This window comes from Vallitaleaceae bacterium 9-2 (genome assembly GCA_038396585.1).
Lineage (GTDB): Bacteria > Bacillota > Clostridia > Lachnospirales > Vallitaleaceae > UBA1351.
Genome location: CP121691.1, coordinates 1,781,149 through 1,796,214 on the forward strand (window position 1 = coordinate 1,781,149; position 15,066 = coordinate 1,796,214).

Annotated in this window: 18 protein-coding genes; 16 read left to right on the top strand and 2 right to left on the bottom strand. The window is 36.6% G+C overall.

The features are described 5' to 3' along the window. Positions 1 to 12: 12 nt before the first annotated feature. From QBE53_08385 to QBE53_08405, 5 genes are read left to right on the top strand one after another with little or no spacing between them, the layout of a single operon-like run. Positions 13 to 1,698, top strand: coding sequence for a sensor domain-containing diguanylate cyclase (locus tag QBE53_08385; protein WZL83115.1), 1,686 nt, complete (start codon positions 13 to 15; stop codon positions 1,696 to 1,698). A gap of 14 nt (positions 1,699 to 1,712) precedes the next feature. Beyond that, positions 1,713 to 2,513, top strand: a complete 801-nt coding sequence (locus QBE53_08390; GenBank protein WZL83116.1) for an MBL fold metallo-hydrolase — start codon at positions 1,713 to 1,715, stop codon at positions 2,511 to 2,513. A 9-nt stretch (positions 2,514 to 2,522) separates the two neighbouring features. After that, positions 2,523 to 2,795, top strand: coding sequence for an ACT domain-containing protein (locus QBE53_08395; protein ID WZL83117.1), 273 nt, complete (start codon positions 2,523 to 2,525; stop codon positions 2,793 to 2,795). A gap of 17 nt (positions 2,796 to 2,812) precedes the next feature. Beyond that, positions 2,813 to 4,171: a PFL family protein gene (locus tag QBE53_08400; protein WZL83118.1), complete on the top strand. Its 1,359-nt coding sequence runs from the start codon at positions 2,813 to 2,815 to the stop codon at positions 4,169 to 4,171. 40 nt (positions 4,172 to 4,211) lie between these two features. Then, complete coding sequence (locus QBE53_08405) at positions 4,212 to 5,666, top strand: aminoacyl-histidine dipeptidase (GenBank protein WZL83119.1); 1,455 nt, start codon at positions 4,212 to 4,214, stop codon at positions 5,664 to 5,666. Between the two features lie 14 nt (positions 5,667 to 5,680). Here the strand turns inward: QBE53_08405 and QBE53_08410 are convergent, their stop codons facing one another. Beyond that, a complete protein-coding gene (locus tag QBE53_08410; protein ID WZL83120.1) occupies positions 5,681 to 6,079 on the bottom strand; it encodes a bacteriohemerythrin in 399 nt (132 codons plus the stop codon). A gap of 135 nt (positions 6,080 to 6,214) precedes the next feature. Here QBE53_08410 and QBE53_08415 point away from each other — a divergent pair, with 135 nt between their 5' ends. From QBE53_08415 to rsfS, 11 genes are all read left to right on the top strand, one after another. Next, complete coding sequence (locus QBE53_08415; protein ID WZL83121.1) at positions 6,215 to 8,089, top strand: TIGR03960 family B12-binding radical SAM protein; 1,875 nt, start codon at positions 6,215 to 6,217, stop codon at positions 8,087 to 8,089. Next, positions 8,073 to 8,768 (top strand): TIGR03936 family radical SAM-associated protein, encoded by a 696-nt coding sequence (locus tag QBE53_08420; protein ID WZL83122.1) that lies wholly within the window; start codon positions 8,073 to 8,075, stop codon positions 8,766 to 8,768. The genes QBE53_08415 and QBE53_08420 overlap by 17 nt, the downstream gene beginning before the upstream one ends. A gap of 14 nt (positions 8,769 to 8,782) precedes the next feature. After that, positions 8,783 to 9,973, top strand: coding sequence for a ribonuclease E/G (locus QBE53_08425; protein WZL83123.1), 1,191 nt, complete (start codon positions 8,783 to 8,785; stop codon positions 9,971 to 9,973). A 116-nt stretch (positions 9,974 to 10,089) separates the two neighbouring features. After that, positions 10,090 to 10,401 (top strand): 50S ribosomal protein L21, encoded by a 312-nt coding sequence (rplU, locus tag QBE53_08430; GenBank protein WZL83124.1) that lies wholly within the window; start codon positions 10,090 to 10,092, stop codon positions 10,399 to 10,401. 8 nt (positions 10,402 to 10,409) lie between these two features. Then, the gene (locus QBE53_08435) at positions 10,410 to 10,733 is read left to right on the top strand and encodes a ribosomal-processing cysteine protease Prp (GenBank protein WZL83125.1); all 324 of its coding nucleotides are present in this window, start codon (positions 10,410 to 10,412) and stop codon (positions 10,731 to 10,733) included. 3 nt (positions 10,734 to 10,736) lie between these two features. Beyond that, positions 10,737 to 11,021, top strand: coding sequence for a 50S ribosomal protein L27 (rpmA, locus tag QBE53_08440; GenBank protein ID WZL83126.1), 285 nt, complete (start codon positions 10,737 to 10,739; stop codon positions 11,019 to 11,021). 112 nt (positions 11,022 to 11,133) lie between these two features. After that, positions 11,134 to 12,408, top strand: coding sequence for a GTPase ObgE (gene obgE, locus QBE53_08445; GenBank protein ID WZL83282.1), 1,275 nt, complete (start codon positions 11,134 to 11,136; stop codon positions 12,406 to 12,408). Between the two features lie 20 nt (positions 12,409 to 12,428). Further along, positions 12,429 to 12,722, top strand: a complete 294-nt coding sequence (gene yhbY / locus QBE53_08450; protein WZL83283.1) for a ribosome assembly RNA-binding protein YhbY — start codon at positions 12,429 to 12,431, stop codon at positions 12,720 to 12,722. A 7-nt stretch (positions 12,723 to 12,729) separates the two neighbouring features. After that, positions 12,730 to 13,347 (top strand): nicotinate (nicotinamide) nucleotide adenylyltransferase, encoded by a 618-nt coding sequence (gene nadD, locus QBE53_08455; GenBank protein WZL83127.1) that lies wholly within the window; start codon positions 12,730 to 12,732, stop codon positions 13,345 to 13,347. Beyond that, the gene (gene yqeK / locus QBE53_08460; GenBank protein WZL83128.1) at positions 13,338 to 13,943 is read left to right on the top strand and encodes a bis(5'-nucleosyl)-tetraphosphatase (symmetrical) YqeK; all 606 of its coding nucleotides are present in this window, start codon (positions 13,338 to 13,340) and stop codon (positions 13,941 to 13,943) included. Before nadD ends, yqeK begins: the two co-directional genes overlap by 10 nt. 22 nt (positions 13,944 to 13,965) lie before the next feature. Next, on the top strand, positions 13,966 to 14,304 hold the full coding sequence (rsfS, locus tag QBE53_08465; protein WZL83129.1) for a ribosome silencing factor: 339 nt from the start codon (positions 13,966 to 13,968) through the stop codon (positions 14,302 to 14,304). A 99-nt stretch (positions 14,305 to 14,403) separates the two neighbouring features. On the opposite strand, the gene lexA is transcribed toward rsfS, so the two are convergent. Beyond that, complete coding sequence (gene lexA, locus QBE53_08470; protein ID WZL83130.1) at positions 14,404 to 15,021, bottom strand: transcriptional repressor LexA; 618 nt, start codon at positions 15,019 to 15,021, stop codon at positions 14,404 to 14,406. Positions 15,022 to 15,066 lie beyond the last annotated feature (45 nt).

The following is a 15,066-nucleotide window of genomic DNA, read 5'->3' on the forward strand; positions in this document are numbered from 1 at the left end:
TGAGGTGTACCAATGAAAGCGATAAATCGGCTACAACACAAAGTGTTATATGCACATCTCCATTTTTTATCCATTTTATTTTTGTATTCGGGATATATCATTATTAATGAGTATAGCTCTAATTCCGATCTATTATTTTTTGGATATCTTTTTATATACTTAATATTGAGTGCCGTTTTTATTTATAAAAAACTTCTTGAGAAGCTTTGGACATATATTCTTGTTCGTTTTGGCTTTTCAATAGGCATTGTCTTTTTTGTGCCCAAAATTTCTATGGTATTTCAACTTGTTGGGATACTTCTTGTGTTGTTGTATTTTTTTGAAATGTTTGTTCGAATTCCCAATGATGACTTTGATTATAAAATTCTTATCGGTTTTTTAGTTGTTGTCCTATGGATTCCCGGGTTTATGCTTACGGTCCCTCAAAGTAAATTTACCATTGAAGTCTTATGTAGCCTTATGGCATTTAGCCTTTTTGTATCATGTGCATACAAAATGTATGCCATATTGGAACAAGATGTAGAATTTCGACTTTCGACGCATCAAAGTATGTATCGTAAATCTGAGGCGCAAAATGAAGAATTGCGCTTATCTCAAGAGCGTTTTAAGCTTATTCATGATCAAATGGCAAAACAAAAATACGATTTAGAACGTGCAAATGAACGGTTGAACCGAATTACAGGTGAAATATATATACAAAATGAATTGTTAAGGTATATTAGCACGGCACTTGATATTCGGGAACTTATTGAGCTTGTAACAGATGCAATCATCGGAACAACCGGGGTGGATACATGCTCGCTTGTATTATTTGATGAACGCAGTGAGAAGTATTACTATAAGATGGAATCAAATCATGAAGGCAACTATTTACGCCAATTGATTGAGGATGTAGAACAGGGAAGGCTAAAGGAATATTTTGAAAATCATCGTGTCCTATTAGATAATAATGTGGAAAAAGATGCTTATGAATTTATTCACACACGACCTGTCGGCTCATTAGCCATTATCCCTCTAATTCGTGATACGATTGTCTATGGATTACTTATTGCCGAGCATTCCTCAAAAAATATGTTTACGGATGCGAACATTCAATTTTTTACAGGGATTAGTACACAAATTACCATTGCGATCAATAATGCCAACCTTTATGCGCAAATGGAGGAATTGGCAGTTAAAGATGGACTGACATGTATATATAATCGTAAATATTTCATTGATCATATTGAGGAACTTATTCAAGAAGCTGATCAAAAGAATCAGCCTTTATCGGTTGCCCTTTTCGATATTGATCATTTTAAATCAGTCAATGACAAGTATGGGCATTTGTTTGGTGATGAGGCGATAAAACTATGTGCATCCATTACGGATCGACTGGCCCGAGAATACGATGGGCTTGCGGTTCGCTATGGAGGAGAGGAATTTGTGCTTGTACTGCCCAATAAAAGTAGTACAGAAGCTGAAAAAATCGTTCGACAGCTCCACAAGAATATTAAAGAATCTATGTTGCTATATGAAGGGAAGGAACATGTAGAAGAGGTCTATATTGATATAAGTATTGGGGTAAGTTCCTATCCTGAGATTGCAAAAAATAGCCAAAAACTATTGACGAGAGCTGATAATGCCATGTACTATAGTAAGAAACATGGCCGTGGTCGTGTTACAATAGACTCAAGTGACCTTGACAAAGTAATATAGAAAGAGGAAAATAAATGATACAATTGTGCAGTCTTGCAAGTGGCAGTAGCGGTAACAGCATATATATAGGAACAGAACAGGCGCATATACTTGTAGATGCCGGCGTCAGTGGCAAGCGAATTGAGCAGGGACTTACTGCAATTCAAATTGATCCAAAATGTTTGCAAGGGATTCTTGTCACACATGAACATTCAGACCATATTTGCGGATTAGGTGTAATGGCACGACGTTATAAAGTACCACTGTACTTAACATTTCGAACATGGGAAACAATAAAAAAAGCAAATAAAATAGGAAAAGTCGATGAGGCGTTACTACGGTTTATAACACCGGATGAACCATTTACGGTTGCGGATTTAACAATAAAACCCTTTCGTACATCACACGACGCCGTGGAATCGGTATGTTACGTGTTTGAAAATGCAGATAAGAAAATAGGGTTTGCGACGGATTTAGGTGTTTATGATGAATATATTGTTGAACAATTAAAACATTCAAATATATTGTATGTTGAGGCCAATCATGATATAGCTATGCTTGAAGCAGGGTCTTATCCATATTATCTTAAGCAGCGTATTTTAAGTGACTTGGGGCATTTATCCAATGAGTCCTCGTCCCAATTGATTTTTGACGTTCTCAGTGAACGACTTGAACATGTGATTTTGGCACATTTAAGCAAGGAAAATAACCACCCGGATATTGCATATATTACGATCAAGAATCTTCTTGATGAAATATATAGAGAAACCAAACAACAAATACAATTAACAGTGGCCAACAGAGATTATCATTCAAATCCCATTGTGGTTCATTAGGAGGCAGACATGAATAAAGGTATTATTACAGTAGTCGGAAAAGATACCGTAGGTATTATTGCAAAGGTATGTACATATCTAGCAGAAAATCAAATCAATATTCTAGATATTTCACAGACAATCATTCAAGATTATTTTAATATGATGATGATTGTTGATTTATCAAAAGCAAGCGTTAATGTATCGGAAATTATTGATCACCTTGATGGCATTGGGAATGATTTGGGTGTTCGTATTCAATTGCAACGCGATGAAATTTTTGACAGCATGCACCGAATTTAAGAAGGATAGGTGAAAAAATGATTAACATTAATGAAGTAGTAGAAACGAATCAGATGATTCTTGAAGACAATCTAGATGTTCGTACGATAACAATGGGGATTAGCTTGCTTGATTGTGCGTCTACAGATTTAAAGACATTCAATCAGAAGATATATGATAAAATCACAAAAAGTGCAGAAAATTTAGTGAAAGTCGGCGAGGATATCTCCAAGGAGTATGGGATTCCGATTGTAAATAAACGTATAAGTGTTACTCCGATAGCCTTAGCTGCTTCAAGTACAGGTGCAACGGACTATGTAAGTATTGCAAAGGCGATGGACCGGGCGGCTAAACAAGTGGGGGTAAATTTTATTGGTGGGTATTCTGCGCTAGTTCACAAAGGAACAACACCAAGTGATCAAATTCTCATTCAATCGATACCGGAAGCACTGAGTGTAACAGATAATGTATGTAGCTCGATTAATGTCGGATCGACAAAAACTGGGATTAATATGGATGCCGTTCGAGACATTGGAACAATGATCAAAAAAACAGCTTTTCTTACGAAAGATCGAGACTCGATTGGTTGTGCAAAATTCGTTGTCTTTTGTAATGCACCAGATGATAATCCATTTATGGCAGGAGCTTTTCACGGTGTCAGTGAAGCGGATAAGATTATTAATGTCGGTGTCAGTGGACCCGGTGTTGTTAATAAAGCATTAGAAGCATGTCAAGGAACAGACTTTGAACATTTATGTGAGACGATTAAAAAAACAGCTTTTAAAATTACACGTGTAGGACAGCTTGTGGCAAAAGAAGCGTCAAGACGTTTGGATGTGCCGTTTGGAATTATTGATTTATCATTAGCTCCGACACCTGCAGTGGGTGATAGTATTGCTGAAATATTAGAAGCAATGGGCTTAGAATATGTAGGAGCACCGGGAACAACGGCTGCGCTTGCTATGCTTAATGATCAGGTGAAAAAAGGTGGTGCTATGGCATCGTCTTATGTCGGTGGTTTAAGTGGAGCATTTATCCCGGTAAGTGAAGACCAGGGGATGATAAAAGCTGTCAACAAAGGTGCTTTGACAATTGAGAAACTTGAGGCGATGACGTGTGTATGTTCTGTTGGTCTAGATATGATTGCAATTCCCGGAGACACTTCAGCGTCAACAATCTCAGGGATTATTGCCGATGAGATGGCTATTGGAATGATTAATCAAAAAACGACAGCGGTACGTATTATACCTGTAGAAGGCAAAAATGTTGGAGATATGGTTGAATTTGGTGGCTTGCTTGGTTATGCCCCGGTTATGCCTGTCAATAATTTTTCTTGTGAAGCCTTCATCAATCGAAGAGGACGTATACCTGCACCAATTCATAGCTTTAAAAATTAGGGTAAAGATTTTTCAACATCAATAGAAACGAGGAAATAAAATGAATATATATGATTTAGAACCACAATCCGTAATGAAGTTTTTTTATGAAATCAACCAAATTCCACGTGGAAGTGGCAATGAAAAGCAAATCAGTGACTATCTAGTTGAGTTTGCAAAAGAGCGCCAACTTGAAGTGGTTCAAGATGACGCGCTGAATGTTTTAATACGAAAAGCGGCAACGCCAGGCTATGAAAATCATAAAGGTGTGATTATTCAAGGGCATATGGACATGGTTTGTAGTAAAAATGCAGGAGTGGATCATGATTTTGAAAAAGATCCCATTGATATGTTAATAGATGGTGACTATATTACAGCCAATGGAACAACGCTTGGAGCAGATAATGGTATTGCAGTTGCTATGGGGTTGGCATTACTTGATGCACAAGATGTTAAACATCCTGAACTAGAGGTGATTATTACAACTGATGAAGAGGTTGGCTTAAACGGGGCTATTGCTTTTGATGCAAATCAGTTGCGTGGTGGCTACTATCTTAACCTTGATTCAGAAGAAGAAGGCGAATTTACCATTGGTTGTGCAGGTGGCTTAAAATCTATCATCAATCTACCGGTATATAAAGAGACGATCGAGACAGACTCTTTAATATGCAAAGAAGTAGCAATTACCAAATTGTTAGGTGGACATTCGGGGGTGGATATAGAAAATTATCGTGCCAATGCAGTAAAGTTAACGGGAAGAATATTATGTAAACTAGATGAAGAGTTTGATTTTTCTCTATTGGATATTTATGGGGGAGACAAAGATAATGTTATTCCACGAGAAGCCTTTTTTACGATTGTCTTTTCCAAAGAAGAGCAAGAACGTTTTGATCAAGTTCTAGATACGATTGCACAAAAAATCCAACACGAGTACCAATCATCTGATCCAAATATTGAAATCGTAAGTAAAACAATAGATGTGGAAAAAACGGTTGAAGTTTTGGCAGAAGCATCATTAGAATCATTGATTTTCCTATTAATGACAGTACCTAATGGTATTCAAACGATGAGCCCAGAATTAAAAGGATTTGTTGAAAGTTCATTAAATATTGGAAAAGTTGCTGTTGAAGATGATCATGTAGTCTTTTTATTTGCAGTACGAAGCAGTATTGCGAGTCTTAAAGAGCATATTACCAATCAACTAAAATGTTATGCCAATTATTGCAATGCTGAGTTCATTAAAACAGCTGAATATCCTGAATGGCCAGTTAAAAATGATACAGAACTTCTGAAAAAGGCCGTTGAAGTATATACAAATATGTATAAAAAAGAACCGATTGTAAAATCGATTCATGCCGGACTAGAAGGTGGAGTCTTCATGGAAAAATTACCACACTTAGAAGCAATTAGCCTAGGACCGGATATGGATGGGGTACATTCACCTGATGAGCGTGTAAGCATCTCATCCATTCAACGTACCTATACATACCTTATAAATTTAATAGAAGCACTGTAAAGTGCTTCTATTCATTACTTTATATAGTCTGCGTATTCAGAATCAACTTCTAATATATGGTAGATGAGCCAATCACTTAAAAAATTCAAGATATCATAATCAACTAATACATCATCGTTTTCATATTGCTCCTTAAGCTGAGCAATTTTATCAATAAACGCTTGATGTAATTTTTTGTGCTCTTCTATTTTGGGAAAATTATTTTGTTCCATTAGTTTTTCTTCTTCAGTAAAATGAAAAATAGCATACATATGAAGCTCGCTAATGACTTTAGCTGTGGAATAAATGGGCGTTTTATTCTCTTGGTCAATAAGATTAAACATTTCGTTGCACAATTCAAATAATCGTTTATGATGCTCATCTAATGTTGTATTGTGTACAGAAAATTTTTCGTCCCAGAGTAGTAAGTCCATAAAATATTACTTCCTTTCTTTATTAACACTAATTATGTTATATCATACTCCTAAGCAGATTACAAGAAAAGCCTTTGACAATCTGTACAATCTACTTTATTATTACGATAGAAACCAATCGTTGGAGGAAATCAATTGAAAAAATTATCAGTACCACCACAACTACTTTTAAGTGTCGAAAAGCCGGCACAGTATATAGGTAACGAGATTAATGCAGTACATAAGGAAAATGGAACGTTTTCGACACATTTTGCACTTTGTTTTCCAGACTTATACGAAATTGGTATGAGTCATCTTGGACTGTCCATCTTATATAATTTGATGAATGCGCGAAACGATGTTTATTGTGAACGTGTTTTTTCGCCCATGCAAGATATGGAAAAATTACTTGAGGATTATGATATACCTTTGTTTTCGTTAGAATCACAAACACCGGTTCAAGCGTTTGACTTTTTAGGATTTACACTACAGTATGAGATGAGCTATACCAATATGCTTAATATTCTTAAACTTTCCAAGTTGGCGTTACGAAGTGCGCAGCGTGATGTAATGGATCCTATCGTTTGTGCAGGAGGTCCCTGTGTCTATAATCCGGAGCCGATTGCACCATTTGTTGACTTTTTTTATCTAGGAGAAGCTGAGGCGGCTTTACCACAGATATTAGATTTATATGAAACAATGAAAAATGACCCGAGCATCGACCCAAAAGAGCGAAAAGCATTGTTTTTAGAGCGTTTGTTAGATGTGGACGGCGTCTATGTACCCCAGTTTTATGATGTAAGTTACCATGAAGACGGAACTATTAAGGAGCGACATTTACTTCATGAAAAGGCAAAACCAACCATTAAGAAGCAGTTAGTGGTAGATTTAGATACCATGCCTTATGCCAGTAAACCAATTGTTCCATATCTTCAACCAGTACATGACCGTATTGTTTTGGAACTTTTTCGGGGATGTTCGAGAGGGTGTCGTTTTTGTCAGGCAGGCTTTGTCTATCGTCCGGTTCGTGAAAAGTCTTTAGATACGTTAAAGGAACAAGCCAGTGAACTTTCTACACAGACGGGTCATGATGAGATTTCTCTTATATCTCTTTCAACAAGCGATTATAAAGAGCTATCTCCCTTATGTGACTTTCTCATTGATGACATATCCAAGGAGAAGAAGGTGAACTTGTCTCTTCCTTCCCTGCGTATTGATTCATTTTCTTTGGAGCTTATGAACAAAGTCCAAGACGTCAGAAAGAGCAGTTTGACCTTTGCACCGGAAGCCGGTTCGCAGAGGATGCGTGATGTCATTAATAAAGGGATCTCAGAAGAAAATATATTACATGGGAGTAAAGAAGCCTTTTTAGGTGGTTGGAATCGTGTAAAATTATACTTTATGCTTGGGTTACCTTCTGAGACCGAAGAAGATATACTAGCCATTAGTAAGCTAGCTGATGATATTGTGCGAACTTATTATAGTATTGATAAGGAACAACGTCCTAAAGGCGGCGTCCAACTCATTGTGAGTACAAGCTTTTTTATTCCGAAACCTTTTACACCGTTCCAATGGGTGGGACAAGATACCTATGAGACATTTATGGAAAAACAGGCTCTTTTGAATAAGGCAATTAATAAAAAGCGAATTAAATACAACTCTCATGATGCAAAGCTTAGCATGCTTGAAGGCGTTATGGCTCGTGGAGATCGAAAAGTTGCGGATGTTATTGAAGAAGCCTTTTTATCAGGTGCAAGCTTTGATGCATGGAGTGAACACTTTAATTTTGAGCGTTGGCAAGAAGCATTTGCAAAATGTGGCGTTGATCCTGCCTTTTATGCCAATCGTCATCGCAGTTTTGATGAGGTTTTACCTTGGGACTTTATTGATATCGGGGTAACACGTCGCTTTTTGGAAAAAGAGTATTTACGAAGTATGGAACAGGTAGTCACACCAAATTGTATGGATAAATGTATGGCATGTGGAGCTACATGTTTTAACGGAGGAATATGCTATGAAGATAAGAATTAAATTTAAAAAAAATGGATTAATGCAGTTTATTGGCCATTTAGATTTTATGCGCGCTTGGCAAAAATTCTTCCGACAATCCGGGATACCCATTGCCTACTCTGAAGGGTTTAATCCACATCAGGTTTTTTCGATTGCGGCGCCGCTAGCCGTTGGAACAACCGGTGATGGGGAATATTTAGACCTTAAGTTAAGTGTTCAAGACTATGATATGGACTTATTTAAGCAACAAGTGGCTTCGGTTTTGCCGGAAGGCGTTGAACTTGTTGATGCAATTGTCTTGCCTGAAAAGGCAAAAGCTGGGATGGCTGCATGTTATGCTGCAGATTATCAATTGACCCTAAGTGATGAATTAAAAGTTCGTATGTCCGATGAACGTAAGATGAACGAATTTTTTTCACAAGAATCTATTGTCGTTAAGAAGAAAAATAAAAAAGGGAAAATTAATGACTTTGACTTGTCTCCAGGAATATTTTCATATCAGCTACAGGGGCAGACAATCTTATGTAGACTGGCAACAGGATCTTCGCTTAATATTAAACCTGAACTTTTGATGGGAGCGTTGTTTGAATATATGGGAATTGAAGTTGAGAAGTTTACAGATACGATATATTATCTGATTCATCGTTATGAGATATATCAGAGCCTAGAACCGCAACGAACGCTCATTGAATTTGATTAAAATGGGGAGATTACATGAATGAATTGATTATTAGCCAAAAAGATAATACGATTATTATGGCTTTAATGGATACGTTTGATAAACTGGTTGAGATTAAACCCTATTCATTAAAACATACTGGCCAAGTTGGCTGGGTTTTCCTAGGCATTGTTCGTAAAAAAGTCAAAGGAATTCAAGCGTATTTTGTTGATTTTGGGCAAGAAAAAGATGGATATCTTCCTTTTAGTGAAGTGGAAAAGCCCTTAAGTATGGGAGAAACGGTCATGGTTCAAGTGGCAAAAGACAGCTATCAAACTAAAGGCGCAAAGCTGACAACCCGTATTAGCTTTAGTGGAGAATATACGGTCTTTGTCACCGATTCCAACAAAATACATTTTTCATCAAAATTGCCGGAAGATGTATGGACAAAGTCAACGAAAAAGGACCTTCTTGAACTCAAAAAAAATACAGCCATTAAAAATTGGGGGCTTATTGTACGTACAAATGCATACGGATGTGATAGTCAGCAGCTTATGGATGAAATCAAACACTTTATAGAGCGGTATGAACAACTTTTATATATTCAAAAATATCGACCTTCTAAAGCCTGCATCTACGAACCTAAAGATCAATGGCTAACCTATGTTCAAAATATGAACAAATCAGAGCTTAAGCACATCTTTGTGGATTCAAAAGAGATATATGAACGTTTGCAGACTTATTTTTCCACCTTGCAATTGCTTGATGCTATTGAGATTACATTGGTGACCAAAGACTTGTTTTTACAATATGATCTACCCAAAAAAATACGTAAAGCACTGGCTCGTAAAGTATGGCTTAGTTCGGGGGCGTCGATTATTATTGATCGTACAGAAGCTATGTACGTTGTTGATGTGAACTCTGATAAAAATGTCAGTAAGACGAAGAGTTCACGTAATATTTTAAAAATCAATTGTGAAGCAGCAAAAGAGATTAGTCGACAAATCCGTTTACGTAATATGTCAGGTATTATTATTATAGATTTTATCGATATGGACAGTCAGGCAGATAAAAAAGAATTGCTGGAACAAATCGAAGGGTTTTTAAAAGAAGATCGAATACGTACACATGTCCATGGAATGACGCGACTTGGACTTATGGAGTTAACTCGTAAGCGGGTTGAGCCTTGCTTAGAAGATTTATTAAAAGAAAATGGATTTAAGCTTGACACAATAGGTATCCTATGATAAAGTATCTTAGTGGTATACCGCGCGAATAGGTTATAAGTACTATCGTAAACATAAGTTTTAGTTTAGAGGATAGTCACCGTAGTCGGCGAGTCTTAAAACGAGGAGGTGCCAATATGTACGCAATTATTACTACAGGTGGAAAACAATACAAAGTTGTTGAAGGCGAAGCAGTCCGTGTAGAAAAGTTAGAGCTTAACGAAGGTGACGCAGTGACTTTTGATCAAGTTTTACTTGTATCTAACGATGGAGATGCTAAAGTTGGAAGTCCATACGTTGCAAATGCAACTGTAACAGGAACTGTAAAAGCTAACGGTAAAGCAAAAAAAATTACTGTTTTCAAATACAAGCCTAAAAAACACTACAGTAAAAAACAAGGTCATAGACAACCATATACTGAAGTTGTTATTGACAAGATCAACGCATAGGCGATGAAATGATTAAAGTAACGATTTATAAAACTAAAGCCAAAGTGTGCGGTTATGAAATATCTGGTCACGCAGGCTATGCAGTTACAGGAAAAGATATTGTATGTGCTGCTGTATCTGTATTAGGAATTAATACAGTGAATGCCATTGAAGCGTATACGAATGCCAAAGTATTGACAGATGTCGATGAATCCGGCTATTTAAAAGTGATGCTTCTAGATACAATAGATGATAAGGCCCAAGTGTTGCTTGATGCATTTTCGCTTGGTGTTCAAGAGATTTATAATGATTATGGTAAGACATATATACATGTTGAATTCGAGGAGGTGTAAACCATGTTAAAAATGAATCTTCAATTATTCGCCCACAAAAAAGGGGTTGGATCAACAAAGAACGGTAGAGATTCTGAATCAAAAAGATTAGGTGCTAAGCGTGCTGACGGACAATTTGTTAAAGCCGGTAACATTCTTTTCAGACAACGTGGAACTAAAATTCATCCAGGTGAAAACGTAGGACGCGGTGGAGATGACACATTATTTGCTTTAGTTGATGGTGTTGTTCGTTTTGAAAGAAAAGGTCGCGATAAGAAGCAATGTTCTGTATATCCTAAAGCGCAATAGTAAATAATATAAAAGTTTCAAGTGAATCTCACTTGAAACTTTTTTTGTATTATCGTTTTGTGTTATAATGAATAAGAACTTATTTTACTATTAGAATTGAGGAATGTAAATGATATTTGTAGATCAAGCAAAAGTAAACATACAAAGTGGAAAAGGTGGCGATGGTTGTGTAAGCTTTCGTCGAGAAAAGTATATCCCTAATGGCGGTCCTGATGGTGGAGATGGCGGAAAAGGCGGAGACGTTATTTTAGAAGTCGATGAGAATATGAATACGCTCTTTGACTATCGTCATGTCAAGCACTATAAAGCTCAAAATGGTCAACCAGGTATGGGAAGCAATTGTCATGGAAAAAATGGTGAAGACCTAATCTTGAAATTACCCAAAGGAACAGTGGTAAAAGAAGCAGAGACAGGAAAAGTTATCTGTGATATGACAAAAGAAAATTCAAGAGTTGTTTTATTAAATGGTGGTCGTGGCGGAAAAGGGAATCAACACTTTGCTACACCAACCATGCAAATTCCAAAATATGCACAACCGGGACAAAAGGCTAAAGAATTGTGGGTTACTTTTGAATTAAAATCCATTGCAGATGTAGGCTTAGTCGGGTTTCCTAATGTCGGAAAATCCACATTGTTATCCAGAGTATCCAATGCAAAGCCCAAAATTGCTAACTATCATTTTACAACCTTAAATCCTAATTTAGGTGTTGTTGAGTTATATGGAGATAGTTTTGTTATTGCCGATATTCCTGGAATTATTGAAGGTGCTTCAGAAGGTATCGGTTTGGGGCATGAATTTTTAAAACATGTTGAACGGACAAAAGTTTTGCTACATGTGGTTGATGTAGCCTCAACGGAAGGTCGCAATCCGATAGAAGATATTGAATTAATACTTAATGAACTCAAGGCATATAACCCTAAACTCTTAGATAAGCCTCAAATTATTGCAGCAAATAAGATTGATGCAATGTTTGATGAAGAGAACTTAATCGCATTACAAGAGCATTTTAAACCCCAAAACATTGATGTATTACCTATTAGTGGGGTAACGGGGGCAGGAATGAAAGAGCTGTTAACCCAGCTACATAAGATGCTCCAAGACCTTCCAAAAGAAACCTTTGAATATGCGCCTGAATTCACCTTTGATGATACACCTGAATATGAAGAGCCTATTCAAGTATTTATCAATGAAGATGGCAATTATGCAGTGGAAGGGCGAAAAATTGAACGTATGTTAGGATACACAAATCTAGAAGATGAAAAAGGATTTATGTTTTTTCAAAATTTCTTGAAAGAAAATAATATTCTTGATAAACTAGAAGAACTAGGGATTGAAGAAGGGGATACGGTTGTTATGTATAATCTCCAATTCGATTATTATAAATAAAAAGGAGAATTTATTTGAATATTAATAGTAAACAACGTGCATTTCTTAGAAAAGAGGCGCATCATCTTGATTCCATACTCCATATTGGTAAAAATGGTGTGACACCAGAATTAACAGAGGCGGTTAATGAAGCATTGGAAAAACGCGAATTAATTAAGATCAATGTTTTAAAAAACTGTTTTGAAGAACCTAAAGATCTTGCAGAACTTATAGGTGAACGTACACGCTCAATTGTAGTTCAGGTTATGGGGCGACGCATCACTTTATATCGTGAATCTCAAGATAATAAAACAATAGAATTACCTAGGAAGTGAGATTTTCATGAATAAAAGGATTGTGATAGTCGGAGGAACATTTAACCCGATCCATAACGGGCATATTCTTGCGTTGCACGCATTATATGACTCGGGACATTTTGATGAAATCTGGTTAATGCCTTCAGGGACACCTCCCTTTAAAAAAAATGAAAAACAGAGTAAGGCACATCGACTGCAGATGTGTCGCTTAATTCAACAAGAATTGGAGTTTGTCAAAGTTTCTGAGTTGGAAATTGTCTCGGATGATGTTGCATATACTTATAAAACGTGGACACAACTAAGCCGGAATCATCCGGAGGATACTTTCTATTGGATGATTGGCGATGACCATGTGTTTCATATTGAACAATGGAAACACAGTCAGGACCTTCTAAGGGACGTTTCGCTAGTGCTTGTTAACCGTGGAGGTTATGATCCAAAAGCCGTTGATAAGCAATGCGCATACTTAAAGGAGACATATCATGCCCAGATTCTGCAGGTGTCTATGCCAAAAATCGAGATATCTTCGACGCGAATCCGAGAACGCGTTTGTAATCAGCAATCTATTGTTGGCTACACGCCGCAAAGTATAATTGATTATATTGAGCAACATAATTTATATGGAGGAAACCCATGCAAATAAATCATCAATATAAAAACTTGCGAGAAAAAATAATTCAAAGACTAGAGAAAAAACAGTCCCAAAAACGCTTTAAACATACATTGAATGTTGAAAAGACAGCGGTTGAGTTGGCTGCCATTTACGGGGTGGATCATGAGAGGGTTTCTTTAGCCGCATTATTGCATGACTATGCAAAAAACTACTCAACGGAAAAAAAAGAGCAACTGTGCCAAAAATACGCAATTGCTTTATCAGAGCTTGAACATGAAAATATGGATTTAGCACACTCAAAACTCGGAGCTGCAATTGCTAAGGAAAAGTATCATATTGAGGATGAGGATATTCTCAATGCGATTTTATTCCATACGACAGGGCGGCCCCATATGTCTCTTATTGAAAAAATCATCTACATATCTGACTTTATTGAGCCTGGACGTAAAGAATTTCCTGGACTTGTTAAAGCAAGAAAACTCGCATATGAAGATATTGATAAAAGCCTTATTAAGGTTTTGTTATTATCAATTAATCATTTGGTGGATCAGGAAAAACCTATTGATCCAGTAACAGAGCAAGCTTATGAATATTATTATCAACGATATAATGAAAAAGTTGTATAGGTAAAAGAAAGAAGGTTTTCGAATGAATGAATTTTTAAAAAGTGCTGTAAAAGCTATTGAAGATAAGCAAGGTCAAGATATTCGTGTCATTGATATTCGTGATGTGTCGGTTCTTGCGGACTATTTTATTATTGCGCATGGGAAAAACACACCACAAATTCAAGCAATTGTTGAACATATTGACTTTGTGTTGAGTAAACAAGGGCATGAACCTTTAAGTGTAGAAGGTGGACGTAATGGCGGCTGGAATTTGTTGGATTACGGTCACACAATCATTCACATTTTTGGTGTGCAAGAGCGATTGTTTTATGACTTGGAACGATTGTGGGTTGATGGTAAACCTGTAGTTATCGAAGAGTAGAGTAGACGAAGAGTAACATAAAAAAGATAAAAAAACTCCGACTATGTAAAATATAGTCGGAGTTTTTTGGCTTTTTATTAAAGGTATACTTCATTAAAATTAATAATTACGGTATAGCCCAACAACTTTTCCAAGAATCTTGACATCATGGACATATATTGGTGCCATGGAATCGTTTTCTGGTTGTAAGCGTATGATATTCTTTTCTTTGTAGAATGTTTTTACAGTCACAGAATCATCTAAAAGAGCCACAACAATATCGCGATTATCTGCAACCTCTTGTTGGCGGACAATAAGCATATCATCATTAAAAATCCCAGCATTAATCATACTGTCTCCTTGAACTTGAACCATAAATAGGTTTTCATCATTTCCGGAGATATAATCTGCAGGAATTGGAAAATAATCTTCAATATGTTCAATGGCTAATAACGGTTCACCTGCAGCCACTTTTCCAACGATGGGAATATTAATCATCTCATGGCGAATGGGGGTAAACCCATCTTCCATAATTTCAATCGCTCTTGGCTTTGTAGGATCACGGCGAATATACCCTTTTTTTTCAAGACGTTCTAGATGTCCATGTACCGTTGAAGTTGATTTTAAGCCAACGGCCTCACATATTTCTCGTACGGATGGCGGGTAGCCTTTATTTAATTGTTCGTTGCGTATAAAATCTAATATACGGCGTTGTTTATCACTTAATGTATCTGCCATAGTTTACACCCCTTAAAAAGAACTATTATATTTTTCTGCTTCTAT

Coding starts and splice junctions, on each gene's coding strand:
- QBE53_08420 (WZL83122.1), top strand. CDS start 8,073: ATGAAGATAAGAATTAAATTTAAAAAAAATGGATTAATGCAGTTTATT.
- QBE53_08435 (WZL83125.1), top strand. CDS start 10,410: ATGATTAAAGTAACGATTTATAAAACTAAAGCCAAAGTGTGCGGTTAT.
- QBE53_08385 (WZL83115.1), top strand. CDS start 13: ATGAAAGCGATAAATCGGCTACAACACAAAGTGTTATATGCACATCTC.
- QBE53_08410 (WZL83120.1), bottom strand. CDS start 6,079: ATGGACTTACTACTCTGGGACGAAAAATTTTCTGTACACAATACAACA.
- QBE53_08390 (WZL83116.1), top strand. CDS start 1,713: ATGATACAATTGTGCAGTCTTGCAAGTGGCAGTAGCGGTAACAGCATA.
- QBE53_08405 (WZL83119.1), top strand. CDS start 4,212: ATGAATATATATGATTTAGAACCACAATCCGTAATGAAGTTTTTTTAT.
- yqeK (WZL83128.1), top strand. CDS start 13,338: ATGCAAATAAATCATCAATATAAAAACTTGCGAGAAAAAATAATTCAA.
- QBE53_08395 (WZL83117.1), top strand. CDS start 2,523: ATGAATAAAGGTATTATTACAGTAGTCGGAAAAGATACCGTAGGTATT.
- rpmA (WZL83126.1), top strand. CDS start 10,737: ATGTTAAAAATGAATCTTCAATTATTCGCCCACAAAAAAGGGGTTGGA.
- nadD (WZL83127.1), top strand. CDS start 12,730: ATGAATAAAAGGATTGTGATAGTCGGAGGAACATTTAACCCGATCCAT.
- rplU (WZL83124.1), top strand. CDS start 10,090: ATGTACGCAATTATTACTACAGGTGGAAAACAATACAAAGTTGTTGAA.
- QBE53_08425 (WZL83123.1), top strand. CDS start 8,783: ATGAATGAATTGATTATTAGCCAAAAAGATAATACGATTATTATGGCT.
- lexA (WZL83130.1), bottom strand. CDS start 15,021: ATGGCAGATACATTAAGTGATAAACAACGCCGTATATTAGATTTTATA.
- QBE53_08400 (WZL83118.1), top strand. CDS start 2,813: ATGATTAACATTAATGAAGTAGTAGAAACGAATCAGATGATTCTTGAA.
- rsfS (WZL83129.1), top strand. CDS start 13,966: ATGAATGAATTTTTAAAAAGTGCTGTAAAAGCTATTGAAGATAAGCAA.